The 21,349-nt window shown below is 34.7% G+C and carries 17 protein-coding genes and 1 pseudogene; 9 read left to right on the top strand and 9 right to left on the bottom strand.

Translation table 11 applies throughout. The features are described from left to right. Nucleotides 1-92 precede the first annotated feature (92 nt). The 5 genes and pseudogenes from OB_RS14100 to OB_RS14120 all read left to right on the top strand — a co-directional run bounded on the left by OB_RS14100 (nucleotide 93) and on the right by OB_RS14120 (nucleotide 5,552). Nucleotides 93-398: a PTS sugar transporter subunit IIB gene (locus OB_RS14100; RefSeq protein ID WP_011067154.1), complete on the top strand. Its 306-nt coding sequence runs from the start codon at nucleotides 93-95 to the stop codon at nucleotides 396-398. Nucleotides 399-429: 31 nt separating this feature from the next. Continuing rightward, a pseudogene (gene celB / locus OB_RS14105) lies at nucleotides 430-1,768 on the top strand (PTS cellobiose transporter subunit IIC). A 33-nt stretch (nucleotides 1,769-1,801) separates the two neighbouring features. Then, the gene (locus OB_RS14110; RefSeq protein ID WP_011067156.1) at nucleotides 1,802-2,113 is read left to right on the top strand and encodes a PTS lactose/cellobiose transporter subunit IIA; all 312 of its coding nucleotides are present in this window, start codon (nucleotides 1,802-1,804) and stop codon (nucleotides 2,111-2,113) included. Between the two features lie 13 nt (nucleotides 2,114-2,126). Beyond that, complete coding sequence (locus tag OB_RS14115) at nucleotides 2,127-3,524, top strand: glycoside hydrolase family 1 protein (protein ID WP_011067157.1); 1,398 nt, start codon at nucleotides 2,127-2,129, stop codon at nucleotides 3,522-3,524. An 81-nt stretch (nucleotides 3,525-3,605) separates the two neighbouring features. After that, complete coding sequence (locus tag OB_RS14120) at nucleotides 3,606-5,552, top strand: BglG family transcription antiterminator (RefSeq protein ID WP_011067158.1); 1,947 nt, start codon at nucleotides 3,606-3,608, stop codon at nucleotides 5,550-5,552. An 82-nt stretch (nucleotides 5,553-5,634) separates the two neighbouring features. On the opposite strand, the gene manA is transcribed toward OB_RS14120, so the two are convergent. From manA to OB_RS14145, 5 genes are all read right to left on the bottom strand, one after another. Next, nucleotides 5,635-6,594 carry a mannose-6-phosphate isomerase, class I gene (gene manA / locus OB_RS14125; protein ID WP_011067159.1) on the bottom strand — a complete coding sequence of 320 codons (960 nt, stop codon included), beginning with the start codon at nucleotides 6,592-6,594 and terminating at the stop codon, nucleotides 5,635-5,637. A 123-nt stretch (nucleotides 6,595-6,717) separates the two neighbouring features. Continuing rightward, a complete protein-coding gene (locus OB_RS14130; protein ID WP_011067160.1) occupies nucleotides 6,718-7,824 on the bottom strand; it encodes a Ger(x)C family spore germination protein in 1,107 nt (368 codons plus the stop codon). Next, nucleotides 7,814-8,890: a GerAB/ArcD/ProY family transporter gene (locus OB_RS14135; protein ID WP_011067161.1), complete on the bottom strand. Its 1,077-nt coding sequence runs from the start codon at nucleotides 8,888-8,890 to the stop codon at nucleotides 7,814-7,816. The genes OB_RS14130 and OB_RS14135 overlap by 11 nt, the downstream gene beginning before the upstream one ends. Then, nucleotides 8,877-10,199 (bottom strand): spore germination protein, encoded by a 1,323-nt coding sequence (locus OB_RS14140; protein ID WP_231846954.1) that lies wholly within the window; start codon nucleotides 10,197-10,199, stop codon nucleotides 8,877-8,879. The genes OB_RS14135 and OB_RS14140 overlap by 14 nt, the downstream gene beginning before the upstream one ends. Before the next feature lie 217 nt (nucleotides 10,200-10,416). Then, on the bottom strand, nucleotides 10,417-11,949 hold the full coding sequence (locus tag OB_RS14145; protein WP_011067163.1) for a DHA2 family efflux MFS transporter permease subunit: 1,533 nt from the start codon (nucleotides 11,947-11,949) through the stop codon (nucleotides 10,417-10,419). Nucleotides 11,950-12,266: 317 nt separating this feature from the next. On the opposite strand from OB_RS14145, the gene OB_RS14150 reads away from it, so the two are divergent. Then, a complete protein-coding gene (locus tag OB_RS14150; RefSeq protein ID WP_011067164.1) occupies nucleotides 12,267-13,163 on the top strand; it encodes a TetR/AcrR family transcriptional regulator in 897 nt (298 codons plus the stop codon). A gap of 60 nt (nucleotides 13,164-13,223) precedes the next feature. On the opposite strand, the gene OB_RS14155 is transcribed toward OB_RS14150, so the two are convergent. Continuing rightward, the gene (locus tag OB_RS14155) at nucleotides 13,224-13,904 is read right to left on the bottom strand and encodes a ribonuclease YeeF family protein (protein ID WP_011067165.1); all 681 of its coding nucleotides are present in this window, start codon (nucleotides 13,902-13,904) and stop codon (nucleotides 13,224-13,226) included. Between the two features lie 409 nt (nucleotides 13,905-14,313). Between OB_RS14155 and OB_RS14160 the strand changes: the two genes are divergently transcribed. Continuing rightward, a complete protein-coding gene (locus tag OB_RS14160; RefSeq protein WP_011067166.1) occupies nucleotides 14,314-15,030 on the top strand; it encodes a DUF6612 family protein in 717 nt (238 codons plus the stop codon). A gap of 171 nt (nucleotides 15,031-15,201) precedes the next feature. Here the strand turns inward: OB_RS14160 and OB_RS14165 are convergent, their stop codons facing one another. The 3 genes from OB_RS14165 to OB_RS14175 all read right to left on the bottom strand — a co-directional run bounded on the left by OB_RS14165 (nucleotide 15,202) and on the right by OB_RS14175 (nucleotide 19,917). Then, the gene (locus OB_RS14165) at nucleotides 15,202-15,768 is read right to left on the bottom strand and encodes a sigma-70 family RNA polymerase sigma factor (RefSeq protein WP_011067167.1); all 567 of its coding nucleotides are present in this window, start codon (nucleotides 15,766-15,768) and stop codon (nucleotides 15,202-15,204) included. A 329-nt stretch (nucleotides 15,769-16,097) separates the two neighbouring features. Continuing rightward, a complete protein-coding gene (locus OB_RS14170) occupies nucleotides 16,098-17,690 on the bottom strand; it encodes a BCCT family transporter (protein ID WP_011067168.1) in 1,593 nt (530 codons plus the stop codon). Between the two features lie 652 nt (nucleotides 17,691-18,342). Beyond that, nucleotides 18,343-19,917, bottom strand: coding sequence for a glutathione ABC transporter substrate-binding protein (locus OB_RS14175; protein ID WP_011067169.1), 1,575 nt, complete (start codon nucleotides 19,915-19,917; stop codon nucleotides 18,343-18,345). A gap of 501 nt (nucleotides 19,918-20,418) precedes the next feature. Here OB_RS14175 and OB_RS18425 point away from each other — a divergent pair. After that, the gene (locus OB_RS18425; RefSeq protein ID WP_160162356.1) at nucleotides 20,419-20,571 is read left to right on the top strand and encodes a hypothetical protein; all 153 of its coding nucleotides are present in this window, start codon (nucleotides 20,419-20,421) and stop codon (nucleotides 20,569-20,571) included. A 12-nt stretch (nucleotides 20,572-20,583) separates the two neighbouring features. After that, the gene (locus OB_RS14180; RefSeq protein WP_011067170.1) at nucleotides 20,584-21,201 is read left to right on the top strand and encodes a hypothetical protein; all 618 of its coding nucleotides are present in this window, start codon (nucleotides 20,584-20,586) and stop codon (nucleotides 21,199-21,201) included. The last annotated feature ends 148 nt before the right edge of the window (nucleotides 21,202-21,349 follow it).

Below are 21,349 nucleotides of genomic sequence, written 5' to 3' on the forward strand. Positions count from 1 at the left end.
CGTTACACAGCGGAAAAACAATCGATATATTTGTAACCGTTTTCTTATTACAATAGAACTATAGATAGACAAACACAAGGAGGAAATCAACGATGAAACATATTCTATTAGCCTGCTCTTCAGGCATGTCGACTAGTTTACTAGTATCAAAAATGGAGGAGGCAGCATCCAAACAAGGTCTGGAAGTAAAAATTTGGGCAGTTGCTCAAGACAAAGCTTTTTCTGAATTAGAAAACGCAGATGTTCTTTTAATTGGTCCACAAATGCGTTTTCTTAAAAAGAAATTCGAAAAAGCTGGCGCAGAGGCAAATGTCCCCATCGATGTTATTGATCCAGTAGCTTATGGCCGTGTAGATGGAGAAGCTGTTTTAAACAAAGCATTGTCATTAATGCCTTAACTTCATCGATGACTACTCCTCAGGAAGAAAAATGACAAAGGAGGAAAGAACATTGGAAAACAGTAAATTTATGCAAGTGTTGGAGAACTTTTTACTACCGATTGCAGATAAATTAAATAACAACCGTTATCTATCTGCATTACGTGACGGATTTATGGTCGCATTACCACTGATTATTTTTGGGTCTATATTTGTGGTAATCGCTAACTTCCCTTTTTTAGATAGGCTCTTAAGTGAAGACGCCTATGCTGCCTATCAGAATGCACTTGGACCTGCTTCAGCATCAACACTAAGTATTATGGGATTATTTGTTATTATAGGAATAGGATATAAATTAACCGAACATTACAAAGGTGAAGCAATTTACGGTGGTGTAGTAGCGATTGCCGCATTTATAATTCTTACACCTCAAGTGTTAGAAGGAGTTGCTGGTGTTATTCCTGCTTCCTCTCTAGGAGCAGAAGGAATGTTTTTAGGAATTTTCACCGCTTTTATATCCGCGGAATTATACAGATTTTTTGTACAGAAAGATTTAATGATAAAAATGCCCGCTGGTGTACCAGCTGCCGTTTCCAAATCATTTAGTGCTCTTATTCCAATTGCTTTAACACTATCTGTATTTTTATTCGTTCGCATAGTAATGAGTTTCACACCTTTTGATACAGTTCAAAATTTTATTTACACAATCATTCAAGAGCCATTAACGCAATTAGGTAGTGGACTGCCTGCAACGATCATAGCAGTATTATTAATCCAAATCTTTTGGTTCTTCGGTTTACACGGACAAATTATCGTGAATTCTGTATTTGATCCAATTTGGTACGCATTAAATGAACAAAATTTATCTGCTTTTCAAAACGGTACAGAATTGCCAAATATTATTACCAAACAATTTATCGATTCATTCTTAGTTGGTATGGGTGGATCTGGAATGACACTTGCAGTAGTAATCTTAATTATTCTAATTGGACGAAGTAGACAATTAAAAGAACTCGGGAAATTAGGTGGCCCACCAGGGGTATTTAATGTAAACGAACCAATCATCTTTGGTCTACCAATTATTATGAATCCATTAGTACTAATACCATGGCTAGTTGCACCTGTTGTTATAACAGTAATCACCTATATATCGATGTCAATAGGACTTGTTCCGAAACCAGCCGGTATTATCGTTCCATGGACAACACCACCGTTATTAAGTGGATTCTTAGCAACTGGAAACGCTTGGGCAAGGTGCCGTGTTACAAGCGGTAAACTTAGTAATAGTAATGGGAATATGGTGGCCATTCTTAAAGATTTTGGATAAGAATTACTACGAAAAAGAAAAAACTAGCGAAAATAATTCTGATGCAGTGAAAAAAACTTCATAAATCAGGATCCAAGCTAACACAGAGGTGATGAACATGAATCAGACACAATTAACAGAAACTGCATTTCAAATCATCCTTTTTGCAGGAAATGGCAAATCAAGTGCGATGGAAGCAATACATGCAGCAAAGGAAGGAAATTTTGCAGTGGCAGATGATCTAATTAAAACTGCGAGTGATGAATTAACAAATGCGCATAACTTTCAAACAAAACTTTTGCACGATGAAGCCAATGGAGATAAAAAGGACATCAATCTTATCCTTATTCATTCACAAGATCACTTAATGAATGCGATGACCATTAAAGACTTAGCAATCGAAATCATAGATATATACAGAAATAAGTAGTGGAGGTTTTACTATGACAGAACAAAACTATCAATTTCCTGCTGGATTCTGGTGGGGCAGTGCAACTTCTGCAACACAGATTGAAGGTGCAGCAAATCAATATGGAAAAGGACAAAATATATGGGATCACTGGTATAACATACAACCTGAACGATTTTATAATCAAGTTGGTCCAGAGCATACTTCTGACTTTTACCATCGCTATAAAGAAGACATTGCCTTAATGAAAGAATTCGGACATAATTCATTCCGTCTTTCTATATCTTGGTCGAGGCTAATTCCAGATGGAGTAGGTGAAGTAAATGAAGAGGCTGTATCGTTCTATCATAATGTTATTGATGAATTAATCGCCAATGATATCGAACCTTTTGTCAATCTGTTTCATTTTGATATGCCGCTCCCATTGCAAGAAATTGGTGGCTGGGAAAATCGTGAAGTTATAGAAATGTATCGTCAATATGCGAAAAAAGCATTCGAATTATTTGGAGATAAAGTAAAAAAATGGTTTACATTTAACGAACCAATCGTACCAGTTGAAGGTGGATACCTATATAACTTCCATTACCCAAATGTTGTAGATGCAAAAAGAGCAATACAAGTTGCTTACCATACCATTATAGCTCATGCAACTGCCGTTCAGACTTTTAAAGAATTGAATATTGAAAATGGAAAAATTGGTATTATCTTAAACTTAACACCATCTTATCCAAGAAGTGAAAACACAGCTGATCAAAAAGCTGCGCATATCGCTGATCTATTCTTTAATCGCAGTTTCTTAGATCCTGCTGTACTAGGAGAGTACCCAGAAGATTTAATTAACCTTTTAAAAGAACATAATCACCTTCCACAAACAGAGGATGGAGATGCAGGATTAATCAAGGAAAACACGATTGATATTTTAGGGGTGAATTACTATCAACCTAGAAGAGTAAAGGCAAAAGATAATTTGCCAAATCCGTACAGTCCTTTTATGCCTGACTGGTTCTTTGATTCATATGAAATGCCAGGAAGACGCATGAATGAATATCGAGGATGGGAAATCTATGAAAAAGGTGTCTATGATATTATGATTAATCTAAAAGAAAACTACCATAATATCGAATCATTTATTTCAGAAAATGGTATGGGTGTTCAAGGCGAAGAACATTTTATCGAGAATGGACAAATTCAAGATGATTACCGAATCACCTTTATCAAAGATCACTTGAAATGGCTACACCGAGCGATTGATGAGGGTTGTAATGCGAAAGGCTATCACCTTTGGACAACAATGGATAACTGGTCATGGTCAAACGCTTATAAAAATCGCTACGGATTCTTTTCTGTAAATATTGACACAATGGAACGAACTCCGAAGAAAAGTGCCTATTGGTTTAAACAAATAAGTGAACAAAATGGATTTCACGCATAGATATAGATAAAGAATAGATAGAAGGAGTTGTTTTTATGATAAAAAACAACTCCCTTCTCTACGTTAAGGAGGTGGATTAAAATGGACACTAGATTACGTGTAATGTTAAAGGAATTCATTCAGGCAAAAGCCCCACTAACAAGCACTTTTATTGCGAATATTAACCAAGTGACTTCACGAACAACGCGAGATGATATAAAAAAATTAAACCAACACATTCAATTACATGGAGCAGTGATTCAATCCATCAAAGGAAAAGGGTATCAATTATCTATTCAAAATGAAGATACATTTCATCGTTTTTTAACCATGGAATGGAATGAAGACATGGATTCCCGAAAAACCCCAAACACTCCAGAACAACGCGTCAAATATATCGTTAGACGTTTATTATTTACAATGGATTACATAAAACTAGAACAATTAGCAGACGAGATGTATATTAGTAAATCTACCATTCAAAATGATATGAAATTAGTACGGCAACAATTAAATCCTTTTGAGTTAGATATACATGTTAAACCTAGTCATGGGATTAAAATAATTGGAGAAGAAATAAAAATTCGATTTTGCATGGCAGAATTTTTTGTTGATCGAGAGAACCATTCACACGCAGATGTAAAAACACATTGTGAATTTGTTACACTACCAGACCAACAAATGAGTATGATTAAAAATATAATTATCCAACAACTGGACTCACATCAAATGACCTTATCAGATATTGCCATCCATAATCTGTTTATTCATATTGCTATTGCCGTCTTACGTATTAGAGACGGACACCCTATCGACTTTAATGCAGCACACAGAGAAGAAATGCAAGATATGAAGGACACAAAAGCATATTTTGTCGCAGAAAAGATCGTAGAAGATACAGAAAAACAATTACACTTATCTTTTCCTAAGACAGAAACAACTTATGTTGCTTTGCATCTTCTCGGTACAAAAATGGTTGGCTCCACCAATATAGATAGTACGGATATTGAATCTATATTAGATCCTTCTATTTATAAACTCATAATGCTCTCATTGGAAAAGATTGAGGAGGAAATGCATCTCGGTATAAGTCAAGATACAGAGTTAATGATTAGTCTTGGGATGCATTTAAAGCCTGCAATGAATCGATACAAGTATGGCATGAACATACGTAACCCTATGCTTACACATATTAAGAAGAACTACCCACTTGCTTTTCAAGCTGCTGTTTATGCAGGAGTTGTTATCGAAGAGAAAACCGATATAACAATTGATGAAAATGAAATTGGCTACCTCGCGCTACACATTGGTGCAGCAATGGAGAGAAACAAATTGAGAAAAGGACCAAAGCGTTGTCTCGTTGTGTGTGCATCTGGTATGGGTACTGCACAATTAATATACTATAAATTAAAGTCAAAATTTGAAGGACAAATGGAAGTAGTGGGAACTACGGAATATTATCGTCTACGTGATTATCCACTTGATGATATCGACCTGATTATTTCATCTATTCCCATCAAGGAAGACCTATGTATTCCTGTTATAGAAGTTAATGCAATTATCGAAGAAGAAGATTTACAACATATTCAATCATTTATTTCTGGTAAAAAAACAAATCTACTATCCCAATATTTGCATGAATCGAATATCTTTTTAAATCTTGAAGCTTCTTCTAAACAAGATGTACTGGAACATATGACAGCACATGTAATAGAGAACGAATTCGTAGACACGGATCTGTTAGATTCCATTTACGAACGAGAAAAGATTGCTCCGACCGCATTTGGAAATCTAGTGGCTATTCCACATCCACTAACACCAAAATCAGATCAAACGTTCATTTCTATTGCGACGTTACGCGAACCTATTATATGGTCTGATAAAACGGTACAATTCATTTGTCTATTAAGCGTAAAAAGAAACAGTCAGGAAGATTTACAATCCTTATATGAAACCCTCGGAAAAATAATCGACCGTCCATCGATTATTCAAAAGCTAGTAAAGGCAAAAGATAAGAATGCTTTCATCGAGATTATTGAGCAAGTTTAAAGCAGACCTAGAAAAAAAAGCGAGTCTCCGTCACTTGGAGACTCACTAATACTCAATTAAAGCGTTAATTTCCCTTTCGATATTAAGAAGGATGAGATACGATACACTCTGCATTTCCTTCCAGTTCATATGTTTTTATTCCTTGAGGCAATATAAAGTTTGATCCTTTCTCAATCGTAAACTTTTTATCACCTATCTTAACTGTACCTGTTCCTTCAATCACACTTATTTGTAAAAAGTCTTTATCGAGAATTTTAGTTACATTTCCTTGTATTTCCCAATGATAAACTGTAAAATATTCCGCTTCAATTAACTTTCGAATCGATAAGTCCTCTTGCACTTCTTCTATTGGTTTAATTTGAACGTCTTGGTGCGGAACCATCGTCACTTCTTTCGCTTTTTGTAAATGCAGTTCACGTTTATTCCCTTCTGAATCTTTACGATCATAATCATACACACGATATGTAACATCGGAACTTTGCTGTGTCTCGAGAATAACGATCCCTTTTCCGATTGCATGTATAGTACCGCTAGGCACATGAACGAAATCCCCCTTTGCAACGGGTACTCGTTTTAATAATTGATCCCACTCTCCTTGATCAATCATCTGATTTAATTCTTCTTTTGTCGCTGCATGGTGACCTAAAATAAGCTCCGCATCAGGCTCTGCATCTAGAACATACCAGCATTCTGTTTTCCCGTAAGATTCATTTTCTACTTCCCGTGCATATGTATCGTCAGGATGCACTTGAACAGATAAATCATCATTAGCATCTAATATTTTTATCAGTAATGGATAAGCATCATTCGAATCCTGTTGTTTATTAAACAGCTCCCCATGATTTTCCCACGCATCTACAAGTGTACTCCCTTGTAAAGGACCATTTATAATTTTATTCGGCCCATTTTTATGCGCAGATATCACCCATGCTTCTCCTGTTTGCTCATATGAGCTCTTATATCCAAATAATTGATTTAGTTTTTTACCTCCCCATATTCTTTCTTGCATGACTGGTTCTAAGAAAATTGGTTCTTGATACATGCTTTTTCATCCCCTCAAACGCTTTTGTATACTTATTATTATAACAAATCTGGATGTTTCCTTGTTTGATTTTCAGCACTGGAATTTGCAACTAATTTAATTGAAGAAGGAATAGCGCTTGGACTATTCCTCCTCCCAATCTTTAAAATTATCGTTATTTAAATTTCTCAATTTACCGTTATTTTCTATTACAGCTTCTACTTCTACATTCACATTAATGTTTGGATAAACTTCATTTACAAAGTTTTTTAGTTCTGCATTGGTGTATCTTGTACGCAGACGATTGCTTATTCCTAATATATCAACTTGTTGCTCTTGCAATTTTTGCACAAGCTGCAAGGTCTCACGTTCGATTTTTTCCTCAAACATTTGTTTAATATCTTTATCCGCTAAATCATCCTCTGCTTCAGCAACAATTAATACAAATTCTAATTTTATCGTTAAATCAATCTCTTCTCCACGCTTGTTATAATCGTAATTCACATCCCTGTCTACCAACTCGACATTCGTTGTATCATCTATAGTAACAAAGGTTTTTATTACTTCTTCATTATCCAGCAAATTCATAATCATAACTTCAACGGAACTTATTGTGTCAACAATTTTTCCATTTTTTAATACCGATGCACCTAGATAATCCATGGTTAAATCTTTATTAGATCCAATTAACGGGACTGCAATGTCGGTAGTGTATGAATTTATTCCCCGATACAGTTCCCATAAGCTTACTTCTGGATCATAAATATCCCACCCTACTTGCTTTTCAAGAAATCCAAAAATTGGCGTACCTACTTCTTCAAAATTACTAATCATCATCTCCATATATTTGTTCATATCCTCATCTATAAATGCAACAGCTGGTGAAGCTGGCATATCACGCATTCTAATAAACGTATTAATAATTTTCTCGATTCCTTCTTCACCTAATTTCTCATCTATTACGACAAAATCAATATGTTCCAAATCAATGGTCGTTTCGATTTTTTTCCGTATTTGTTCGGTAGCGTCTAATACCGTTGCTCCCTTACCATCCACCTTCGCCAAGTTTCTTTGTTCAGAAACGACGGATACAGGAATAATGAAATATACATGAAATAAATCTTCTTCCTTCGTCACTCCCATCATAATCGGCATAGAACGATAGTTAATATCACGGGAGTCCCAACACCCTGATAGTATTATTAACGTAAGCAATGTGCATAGAAGTTTCAACCAATACTTAGATTTCATGCTTTTGCCTTCTTCCTATCCAAAAGATGAAAACCAAAAGACTAATTATCGTATAAAATCGAAGCGGGGTAAGCCATAACACATGACTCTGTACTTGTTCCCAAGTCGAAATCATATTTGCAGTCATAGTAATGATGATGACAATTATAATTAAAGCAATTGATGCATGAATATTGCTTGTTCGAAACATCGTCTGATACAACAAACGTAAAATATGTAATAACATGCCTAAAAAGATCGTTGCATAAAGTAAGAGGCTTAAACCAAACAAACTCGTCAGTGTCTCAAAAATAGACCATTCTATATCTACTGTGGCCAACATTTCAATATAAGGGAATGTGAAATTCTTTGCTACCTCATATCCAAATACTAATATCGGAGAATAAGCAGAAACAAATATAATCGGAATTAAAATCATCGATGACCAGAATATCGTTTTAAAATTATAATCCCCACGACGCTTAGGTAAGAAGGCTAAAAATAAAAAGGTGGGAGTCAAAATAAGAAATCCCGTAATAAAAGGTGTTTGTATTAAAAAATCAAAGCTACTAACCTTTGCAGGGAAAAAGTAATACCATTCCGCATTGAAAAAAGATAAGAAGAATATAACTACAATAATTAGACTTGAAGTCGCTATAATCAAAAAAGAAGTACGAAAAATACTCCCTATCGATCCTAGACCAATATACGTAGCCGCAATGATAAACAAAAGCATTACAAATAAAAACGGTGTTTGATTAAGGAATAATACTGTTGTAAATTCTGCATACGTACGAATCGCTGTAATGACCGTTCCAATAATGAATAAACTGATGGGTACAAGAACTAATATGGATACAATCCACCGATTTTTAGGTACGTACTCTAAAATATTAGGTTGCTTTAACTTCGACATCCCATATAGAAATACTCCTAATAAAACCATATAAGAGAACCCATGTAAAAGAACAACCAGCCAATGACCGTTTTCAACCGTATCGAGGATGAGTGTTGGATATAGAAGAAACATTAATCCGATATTCACAATTAAGAAATAGGTTATAACCAAAAGATTATTGATTTTCACTTTGAATCCCTTCCTTTTTCCACCGGACATATGGTACTCCAAAATTTGTAATCCGAGCAATATAGGAACATAAAATCAACAGGCTTATCACATGACCTAAAATCCCAAACAAAGCCGAAAAAATTACTATGAAATACTTCATAAGACGTAAAGTGATACCATTCTCAAAATTCACTATAATTCCGTTTGCAATTGTTGTTGCTGCTATAACAATAATTAATACACCACTCACAAGACTTGCCTCTACTATTGCTTGCCCTAGAATAATACCACCAACAATTCCAATCGTATTCGATATCGAAAGAGGTAAACGAACTGCAGCCTCCGTAATTAATTCAATTAGTAATAGCATAAACATAATTTCTATAAATGCTGGATACGGAACAAATTGCCTGCTCTCTGTTATAGATAATGCTAATTGTATTTTTAGCATTTCAGGATTTATGGTAATTAATGCAACATATAGTCCTGGTAATAGAAGTGAGAGCATGATTCCAACAATACGAAGTGCATATAGTGCATATACAAACACACTTAAATAGTTACTATCACTAGGTTGTTTAAAAATATCAAATACCGTGTTAAATAAAACCAATCCGAACGGATAACCATCCATAAAGAAAACAACTTTTCCTTGCTCTATATACTCCATCGCATTTTCTGGCAATTCCGTCGATGATACACGAGTTACTAAATCAAATTTAGAAAAACCAAGAGCAACATGAACATCTTTTACTTGTTTGATTTCATTTGGGAATTCGTCAATTTTTTTCTTGATTTTTTGTACCATTTTTTCATTTGTTGTTCCCTTCAACACAATAAAAGAGAATTTACGATTTCTTTGTCCATGTGAAGTCGATAATACTTCCAACTCTTTGGATTTATACTTGCTACGTAGTAATCCAATATTTTGTTGAAGGCTTTCTGTAAATGCATCTCTTGCACCGTATATGATGGACTCGTTCACTGGTGCATCGATACTTCGATATAAGGGACGAGATACTGGATCTACAATCAGTGATACTTCCTTCGTAGGATTCCAAATAATTACCTTACCTTCATAAAGTGTCTTAAATTGCTCAGTGGAACGCATTTTTTTCCATGTAGACTGTTCCGCATGAACATTCGTTTCTTGTACAGGTATTTCTTCATTCTGTATTAAGGTTTCAATCATTTTCCAAGTAGCTGAAAAATCGACCAAACTTTCGAAACCAATGACACCATATGGGGTTCCATTCATATGGATAGAGCTCATTTTCAGATCTTTATTTTTTTTCTGCAAGTCTTTCACCTGATCAATAAATCCCATATTTCGCACCCCTTCGTTTCACCTATCTTTTATTTATGAACCAGGAAGCGATTTTTCATGCAAAATAATCCCATAATTAATCTCAAAATGATGTTATTCGGAAATAAACTACCGTATTATCACCGTAGAGACAGAACTTTTTATTTAAGTCAATGCAAAAAGAGCATTATCACAGACGTGACAATGCTCTATCATTCAAAAGAAATTTATAAATTAATTAAGAACTATACTCCGTTTTATTTTGAGTTTGTAACTTTTTCTTGGTAATCATTTTCCCATCCGTGCCAATTCTACGGATAAAGAGAGATAAGACTAAAGCAATTCCCATAATTAATAAGGAAATAAAGAATGAAAAGTTAATTCCTTGAAGCATAGCTTGATTCATTATTTCTGCTTCCATTGTCGCCATTGCTTGTTCAGATGGCATTTGACTTGGGTCTATACTATTCATTGCGGATTGTGCTAATTCTTCCGCTTTAGACTCTGTTCGATTATTCATAATGGTAATTAGCAGTGCTGAGCCAATTGCTCCCGATATTTGTTGCAAGGTATTATTCATTGCTGTACCATGTGGGTTTTCATGCATCGGCAACTGATTTAAACCATTTGTCATTACAGGCATCATAACCATCGACATACCGAAACTACGTATTGCAAATATAAGCATCATCTGTCCAAACGTTGTTTCCATATCTAATTGAGTGAAAAAGTAAGTGGTTGTCATCGTAATTAGCAAACCTAGGATCGCTAATGTGCGTGCACCAAACTTATCAAATAGTCTTCCGGTTATCGGAGACATGACTCCCATTACAAGTGCGCCAGGCAGCATCAGTAATCCAGCTTCAAATGGCGTAAATCCTCTAACTGTTTGCACATACAATGGAAGCAAAATCATTCCAGAGAATAATGCCATTGCTAATACAATCGAAATCGCAGATGATAATGCGAACATTGGATATCTAAAAATCCTGAACTGTAGCATAGGCTCTTCCATTTTTAATTGGCGCAATACTAATGCAATCACTGAAATGACACCAATTATAATTGTTCCGTATACATATGGACTGCTCCACCCCTGCTCTCCAGCAGAACTAAAACCATATAATAATCCACCAAAACCAAAGCTGGATAGAACAATGGAAAATACATCAAGTTTAATTTCACGTTGTGGAGTTACATTTTTCAGCTTAAATATCCCGATAATTAATGATAGTAATGCAATCGGAATAACAATATCAAATAAAGTTCTCCATTCATAATTCTCTACAATCCAACCTGATAATGTTGGTCCAAGAGCTGGTGCAACAACCATTACAAGACCGAATGTCCCCATCGCAGTTCCACGTTTTTCAATCGGAAATGCAGTTAGCATAACATTCATAAGTAATGGCATCATTACCGCAGAACCTGCTGCCTGAATTAATCTAGCGATAAGCAGTACAGCAAAGGTTGGAGATATACTTGCCAACACTGTCCCTATTGTAAATAACGACATTGCCGTTAAAAATAAACTTTTATTTGTAAAGCGTTGAATCAAAAATGCACTCGCAGGTATTAAAATACCATTAACCAGCATATAACCATTTGTTAACCACTGCACAGCGGTTGGGCTAACTTCAAACTCATTCATAATGGATGGCAATGCCACATTCAGCAAAGTCTCGTTTAAAATTGCAACGAATGCACCAATAAATAATATCGCAATCATACCGTAAGGCGGTTTTTTATGAAGTGATTCTACATCCGTCATCATCATACCTTCTTTCTTTTATCAAATCGAATTTATCGTTTGTTATATTATTCTATCAACAGAATAACTACTCATTCATCTAGACTACTAGTATAAATATATAAAATTAGCATCTGCCTACTAATTCTACCAATGGAGTATTCATCCGTTTTTAAGAAACTTTTATCATTTTATACCCATAGTCCAAAAAATACAATACTTATATTCATTAATTTTTATTAAAGTTGATACATCAAAGTTTTTTAGATAAAATTAAATTATACTATCGTTATAATATAGTCTTATAATCTTAAAATTTTCAGATAAGGATCGATTGGATGAATCATAAAAAAAAGCAAATTATTGAGGCTGCTCAATCACTATTCATAAAGAAAGGATTTACTTCTACTTCTATTCAAGATATTTTAGATGTCGCATCTATCTCAAAGGGCACATTTTATAACCATTTCACTTCTAAAAACGAATGCTTAATAGAGTTGTTACAGCTAATAAGAGAAGAAATAGTATATGAGCGTAAACTTCTTGCAACTTCAAAAGAAGCTAGTGACAAAACTGTTTTTATTAAACAAATTGCGGTTCGATTTCATATAGATAAAAAACATAATCTGCTTGCATTATTTTCATCCTTACCTACTCCGTCCACAGAGGATGATGAACTGCATATATATATCAATACACAATATTTGCAAGAGATCGTTTGGATTGCAGATCGGTTGACTTCTATCTACGGAGAGTTCATGAAGAAACACGCTTTTGATTATGCTGTTAGCTTCCTCGGGAATTTACATTTTACTTCTAAAGTTATGTACGATGTAAAACCTCGAGCCTTGAATGTAGAGACCATCATTAACTTCTCTATATCACAATTAGACAAAATTATTCACACGCATTCAGATGATAAACCTATCCTTTTCCAAACGGAATATTTCCATCCATATTTGGAAAAACCAGAGTGTTCTTTAAAAGAATTCAAACTAGAAATGAAACAAATATTAAAAAGCCTAGAACAACAAATTGATCATACAAATGAACCTAAAACAAAACATTTTATTGATTTTTTATATGAGGAATTAGAAACAGAAGAGTCCAGAATGTTTCTTTTAGAAAGTGTTATCCAATCTTTAATTCATGCAGTTGAAGGAACCGATAACGAGAGGAATGCACGGCATCTATTGACCTTGCTTAGCTATATGGAAATGGAAAAACAAACATAAATAAAAACGCTGTCCACCAAGTCATCATTTCACTTGGTGGGCAGCGTTAATTTTTCACTTCTATCCTTGTCTTTTCAACCGGTCTATAAACTCTTGATGAAACTCATAATGGAATAGCTGCTTTGCTTCATACGTCCCTACACTAATATCTCGATTGACTAGTAATCCATTTAATTCAGACATATATTTATTAACGTTTTTTATATCTCCATATTGGTTATCCAGGATATTAGATGCATTTTGATCAAAATCATACATCTTGTCTACTGTATCCAACACATGCTTTCTTGAACGTCTGATGTTTTCATGAAATTCTTGATCATCTAAATTAGGAATAGAGACAATATCTCTTATGGAAGAAAGACTGCGATTAACGGAGTCGGTAAGTGACATAGTCACGTTCCCTGCTTTCTTTAATGACTGCTCCATATCTCTGCGTAAAAATTCTTCATCGATCCAACCAGTATCACTAGGTTCAATCTGATATAAATTCATTCTTATCTTTCTTAAATTCAGATCATAATTATCAATCATATCCAGCACGTATTGTTGTAAAGGCAAGTGTGTCTCACGATAAAATGTACGTACCGATTCCGCTGCTTCACCTGTAAAGATATCTTCAGACTCCAGTAAATTTTCTACAGCTTTTTTCATTTCATCAAGATTCTGTCGTGATTGGTTTAGCATATACTGCGTTTGATCGATTTGTGTATGTAGTTGTTTAATATCCATGGTTTTCATATCTAACACACCACCTTTGAAGAACGCTCGAAATCAAACTGTTCCGATATTCATACAAATCATTCTACTACTATTATAATGAAAGTTACCCTAAAAGATAAGCGGATTTCTGATAATTAAATCAATTGAACTAAAATACATGTGTTTCTATTATCAAAATAGTTCTTTTCACATAGAGAAAACTTTGTCATCTAGTTCCGTTATCTGAGTTAATTTCATCCCACAATACATTATATGTAAATTCAAATATTGCATCGATATATTTTCAAAAAAGTTTCAATTTTATTGTTGCATTATTATCATGCAATTCTCCTCTATTATATCCTACCATAGGCATATACAACAATAATAGACACCTTTAGACCCATATAGTATACTTAGCTCGATGATGCTAAAAGGACGTGAAGTCATGAAAAGATTGGTGTTTCTTTTATTAATTTCAATTATTTTCTCCTTATCAGCTTGTTCAGAGAATAAGGAAGATATTGTTGAAAAAACACTAGAAACGAAAGAAACTATCGAGAGCTATACTACTGATTATGGAATTTCAATAGATGTAGAGACAGAATTCCGAAATGAATCTTCGTCCGTACAAGGAAATGCAACTATTGCGGAAAAGCCAGCAGCACTGCATCAAATTTTCACATCAACAACAACGAATGACGAATCAACTGTAGAAGGATATATGGTCGGAGAAGACAGTTATATTAAAGAGGGTGATTCTGATTGGATTCACCAAAAAATTGATCCGGAAGCTATACAATTTGAACCATCCTATAAAGATATACTAGATATCATCGAAAAAACACAAAAAAATACTGAGTTTAAAGAACAAGATGGTACATATCAACTTTCATTTGAAGGATATAATCAGGAAATTTATGATGCGTTAGCAAGTCCCTTTAGCGTAGAACTTACGGGATTCCAGGTGGATAAAGATATAGAACAAAAACTAATAATTTTAATTAACAAAGATGATTATACAGTACAAACATTACAATACGATATTGTAGCAGACAATGCAGATACAGGAAACATTACGATGGATATTCACATGGACTACAATAACTTTAATGAAGTGGAAGAAATCACAATACCCGAGGAAGCAAAAAATTCATCTTCCTAATGCAGATGAAGCACAAGCCGACTACCAACGATTGATAGTCGGCTTCATTTATGGAAGCACATCGTTGCAGGGAGTGTGTTACTTTCCTTCCAATTTTGCTTCACCATACTTATTTCATATATACGCACCTCGTGATAAAATTAACCCTGTTTTTTGGTCATATCAAATTCTTTACTTCATCTTTTTTAAATTTTCCCATCCTGCCGACCGAAGTTTCTTTCTAACCTCTCTTGCCCAGCCCTTTACCGCTACTATGGTCACCTGTTCCTGATCGGCTATTTCCTGTATTGACATTCCTTCAACAACATAGTATCGCACCCACTTCCATTCCTTCTCTGTAAGTAATTTGCGTATACCTTCCCATAATGCTCTATCTATGTCCATAGCATTTTCAACTTCCGTATCACGATCTATTAATATATGACTAACTCCTGTTGGATTTCGATAATTCCCAGTGGTGGTATCTACTTGATATTGTTTTTTATACTTTTCCAATGCTTCCTTCTCTTTCCCTCCTTTTCGAATTGTGTCGATGAGACGATTACGTATTGTATAATTCATATACGTTGAAAGGGGACCTTTATCTGGCTGATAATTTTCAAATGCCTTCCACATTGCAACCAGACCTTCTTGAAAGTATTCCTCATCTTTGTCGTCAATTTGCATTTGGTGTAATTGATAGTGAACCCTTCGTTTATTTTGATTTAAAAAATCCTCTAGATCCCAGTTTTGTTTCATCATATCTCCTCCTAATAATATAAATTACTATTATCATAGACAACTGCTATTCGAATTGCACTTTTGCTAAAAGAGATTTCCCTTGTAGAAAAACTAATTTTCCTATGGTAATTTTTAATTTTGTTTATTTCTATCAAGGTAAAATTAGATTTTGACGAAGGTTTTAGCAAGTTACTATGCAATTTCAGTTTCTAAGCATATTTTTATGAAGGAGTATTTTAGGACGCTTTATTTCTTTATAATTAAGGACCTATAAAACATAAAAATCCGAACGAAGCATATTGATAAACGCATTCGTTCGGATTTATATTTCTCATCTTAAAGTCTAGTTATAACCTTTTACCCTTGCTCTTATTATAATATTTCTTATCTTCTTCTCTAACATTTGTAATCCATGCTCGATCCTTATCCATCATTTTTTTAGCAGCGTAAATCGTCAAGAACTGAATAAAGATGATCGGTAGTCCCATTAATCCAGAAACAACCTCTAACGGTGCTAAACCACCAATTCGCATTAAGATAAGAGCTACAATTGTAATAATAGCTGCAATGATAATACGTAAATTCCTTGAAGGCTCAGCTTTACTCATATTTTCTGTTCCTGCATAAGATGCAATCGTGTACGTTGTTGAATCAAGTGTTGTCGTTAAGAAAATCATAGCGATTATGATAAATACAATCAATACTAAATTCCCTAATGGTAAGGAAGATAAAATTGCAGGTATCGCGGCCATCGGGTCTTGGTTAGATATAATATCCAATACCGCAACTTCACCATTTAAATATTTATATACACCTAGTCCGCCTAATACACCTGATGCAATCCAAGAAATCATCGTTGGTGCAAGAAGGTACGTCAATATCATTTCTTTGATTGTGCGTCCTCTAGAAATTTTTGCAGCAAATACACTGTGCAACATCGCCCACGTAGCATTATACGCAAACCAGAAGATCGTATTACTTTCAATATGTGTTGCCTCTCCGCTTCCCAAAGCATTTGTATGCAAAGAAATATCGGCATAATTTGAAATCAGAAATCCAACCGTATCCGTAAAGTAATTGAGAATAAATACTCCTGGACCGATAACCATAATAAATAATGCAAATGCTCCAGCCAAATACATATTTAATGTACTTAATCGCTTTATTCCTTTTTCTATACCGAGGTAGGCACTAATAGAGAATAGCAATACCCAAATAACGGTTACAATCAATGTTAAACCAAATGATAGCTCTATATTGAGTAATTCTGCTAAATTATAGGTAACGATTGGTGCCCCTAAACCTAATGTAACCGCAGCACCAGACAAGATACTAATTAAGAATAGAACATCTAGAACTATACCACCAATTCCATCAGTAAAACGGTCACCGAATAGAATTCGACATGCTTCAGATATACGCATCATTGGTCGCTTTTTCACATGTAGAATATAGCCCATCGCTGGCGCAGCCATAACAAATACTGCAAACACTTGGAAGCCCCAAAGAAACATACTATACGCGCTTCCCCATAAAATCGCAGCATCTGAACCAGCTTCTGCACCAAACGGAGGATTCACCGCCACATTGCCCCATTCTATCATTGCGGTACGCATAATCGTTGACCCTAAGCCCATCGCAACTAAAATAGAAGCATATTCAAATAATGTAAATCGCGGCTTTTCCATCGGATCTCCTAATACAACTTTTCCATATTTAGAAAATGAAAAATACAAACCAGCTACAAGTAATATGATTCCATACCATATGTAACCCCAACTAAATGAATCTACTACTCCATTAAATATAGAATTTAAAATTGCTAAAGATTCTTCTTCATATAATGAAAGCGGAATACTAATTCCTACTATAATAATCAAAGCTGGTAGAAAAATTTTATAATCAATAAGTCCTTTCTTTGAACTTTTATCTATACTCACAGTAGTACCTCCTACTAAATCGAATTCAACTGTGTTTACCACATAGATCAACCGAATAAACATAATCAATAGGCAATAAGCAGGAAGTATAGATTTGTTATTTATATGTAACTACGTATATTAAAAAGTGCAAGTACCTGATTAGAAACATAGTTAGTGTGCCAAAGTTTTTAGGAGAATCGGTAAAAGGCTTATTTACTAGTGTATTTGCGCTTCTATTGTATTTTGGTTTTTGAGGCGGGGGCTATTTACTATCCATCTTGGTTTTCAGCTGTTATTTGGGTTAGAGACGTGTTCTATTCACCAAAAATCTTAGGATTCGCTTGCTATTTGGGTTAGAGACACGTTCTATTCACCATATTTCTTGGGATTTGTTTCTAATTTAGGTTAGAGAGCCCCTCTATTCACCAAAAATCTTGGGATTTGCTTGCTATTTGGGGTTAGAGACATGCTCTATTCACTTTCTTGGTTTTCTCCTGTATTTTGGGTTAGAGACATGCTCTATTTACTAAAACTTTCGCGTTTTCTATAACCGATCATTAATACTTAAGTTTAACTACTGTTCGGTTATTAGATAAACTTGTCGATCAAAAAAGCCGAACCACCTCTATATCGGTAAGTTCGGCTAAGTAAAAAACTAATTATTAAAATGCTATTCTTCTTTTGTCACATCACGTAAATATGGGAAACTACTTGGAAACTGATAGAATCCCTTTACTTCATCACGCAATCCTGCAAGTAAGACCGAGTGATAAAGTGGAACAATTGGAGCTTCGTCAATAATGATTTGTTGTGCTTCTTGATATAATTCGAGTCTTCTCTCATTATTTCCTTCTTGTCTTGCTTCTTCTAATAATGCATCCACTTCCTCATTTGCATAAAAAGAGCGATTCCCTGGACTCCCTGCATTTTCAGAATGGAACATTGGGTATAATCCATAATCGGCATCTAGCGTTACAGTGCCCCAACTACCTACAAACATATCAGCTCCACCATTACCAGTAACCTCAAGATAATTACCTATTTCTGTCATTTGTATTTCAACATCGATGCCTATCTGTTGAAGGTTTGATTGGATTACAGTTGCTATATCACTAGTGGTCGTATCGTATGCCATTACGGTTGTTTCAAATCCGTCTTCATAACCAGCTTCTGCTAATAACTCTTTTGCTTGTTCAACATTTTGTTCAATTGGTTGTAATTCATCACTATGACCGAAAACAGTTGGAGCAAGTGGACCCTTTGCAGGTATAGGAATTCCATTCATTGCACCATTAACGATTTCATCTTTATTGATCGCCATTGCAATTGCCTGTCGAACTCTTTCATCAGTAAAGGGTTCTCTTTCTACATTAAATCCAACATAGGTCATACTCGCACTTTCTGACTGTTTTACATGAGTTCCTTCATTCGAGTCAATTTCATCTACATTATTTGCATTAACCGGATAGACGATATCAGAATTACCAGTTTGAATTTCTGCTACTCGTGTCTGATCTTCTGGTACAGATCGGAAAGTAACTGTTTCTACACCAGCTTCTTCTCCCCAATAATCATCATTTTTAGTCAAGGTAATCTCACCATCTATTGACCTATTGTCAAACTGAAAGTAACCAGTACCAACTGGCTGATCATTAATTGTTGTAAAAGGCTGCTCACCATTCTCAATTGCTTCATAATCTTCTTTAATGGATTCTAAGCTAATCATATGCCCGCCTGGATGTGCCAGATGAGAAGGCAATGCAGAAAAAGGATACTCCGTTTTTATATGTACGGTATATTCATCAATGATCTCTACTTCTTCTATCATATCGAATAAAAATGCTAACGGAGAACCAATCTTCGGATCCAGTACTCGATCTAAATTTGCTTTTACTACTTCCGCGTTAAAAGCACTTCCATCGTGAAATGTTACATCTTCGCGCAACTTCGCTTCCCATACAGTATCTTCAATCTGCTCCAAACTTTCTGCTAGTGCTGGTTGAATTTCTAAATCTGTATTCTGCTCCACTAACGTATCATACATTGCATTCATCACATATAACGAATTCCCGTCGTTTGCTGCATGTGGATCTAAGGATACCGGTTCAGCTGCCAGGCTCACATTTAATTGTTTATTTTCACCTTCGCTATTACTCGATTCTTCATTAGAACTACCATCATCAGAGCAAGCTGTTAATACGAATCCAATAAATAATAAAATACTAATCATTACACTTTTCTTCATTATTCCCACCCCATTTTTTAAAATAGATTTTTATTCCTATAAGAATACTAGGGTTTATTATAGCCGAAGACATACCCCTATAAAAGAGATATGCCTAATAAAGAAAAAATATAATGTTATTTTGTTTTAGCCCTTATCCTTCATACTAATTTCGAGATAGCCGAATTCCCCTCAAAAAATTAGTAAAATGCCATGATCAGCAAAAAAACAAATTATCTATTCATAACATTGTCCAAATATATCGCATGTTATAATTTTCTATTTCATATGCATGAACCGCTTTTGATAATTAGCATGGTTTTAGTTCTGTTTATTTAGTTTCCATTGAAAAATCCATTCCTACTGCTATAATAAGACTGAAAATAATAACAATACAACAATACTAAAAAATACCCTAACTAAATGAAAATGTAGTACAGCTAAAAAAGCGTAAATGAAATTGTTGGCAAATGGGGGCATCATGACAACTCATATTGGATAGATGAAAATTCAGAAGAAAGAGTGAATGAACCAAATAAAGAAGGGTTTGCAAGTTACTACGCTGTATACATGCTCGAAGACTCTGAATTCAAAGACCAGCAGTTAGATAGTGTTGGTGAATTCTTGCCAAACTCTAAAAAACATATGGATGAAATGCTTAATAACATGGAATAAAGGTGGGAGCACATGTCCAAATCTATCAAATACTTACTACTAATCTTAGCCTCCTTTTTTTTAATCAGTTGTCAGCAAACAGAAGGAACCAGTGGAAACGACACAACTGATTCCGATAATATAGAAGATAATGAAGACGATAAAGGCGAGGATGATAATATGAGTGAAATTGATATCTATAACTTTAAAAATATTGAAAAAGCACCAGTTGCTTCTGAAACACAACCTTTAGAAAAGGTAATCAAAATTTTCTTTGACGAAACAAGCATGGACGCTCCTTATCAAGCAATTGCTATTGATATAAAAAGTAATGAAATTTATAAGAATCCCATTATTAGTCGCAGAGGGTTACGTGCACAAGACGGTATAATCGAAGTAAATAGTACTGCTGAAGTTTACGACATATTAGAAAAACACGATGTACAAAACTGGGAAGAAGATTATACATTTGAAGATACTAGCACGTATGAAGATGGGTATAGTTGGAGACTCTGGCTTCAATACGAAGATGGAACAATAGAGAAACATGGTGGAAAAGGTACAGATGTAGATAAACTTACACCAGATAACTTCACAACATTTGTTGATGAACTTAGAGAATTTGAAATACAACAATTAGAAGAAAAATAAGCTACAAATAAATATCCAAACGATTCTCAGTATGTGAACTCGTTCGGATATTTATTTTACTTGATTATTTATAGTTTCCACTCTTCATGTCTAACTCTTCCATAAGTCCCGGTATTCAAAACCCCCGGTCTTCTCGATTCTTTCCATC

This window comes from Oceanobacillus iheyensis HTE831, assembly GCF_000011245.1.
Lineage (GTDB): Bacteria > Bacillota > Bacilli > Bacillales > Amphibacillaceae > Oceanobacillus > Oceanobacillus iheyensis.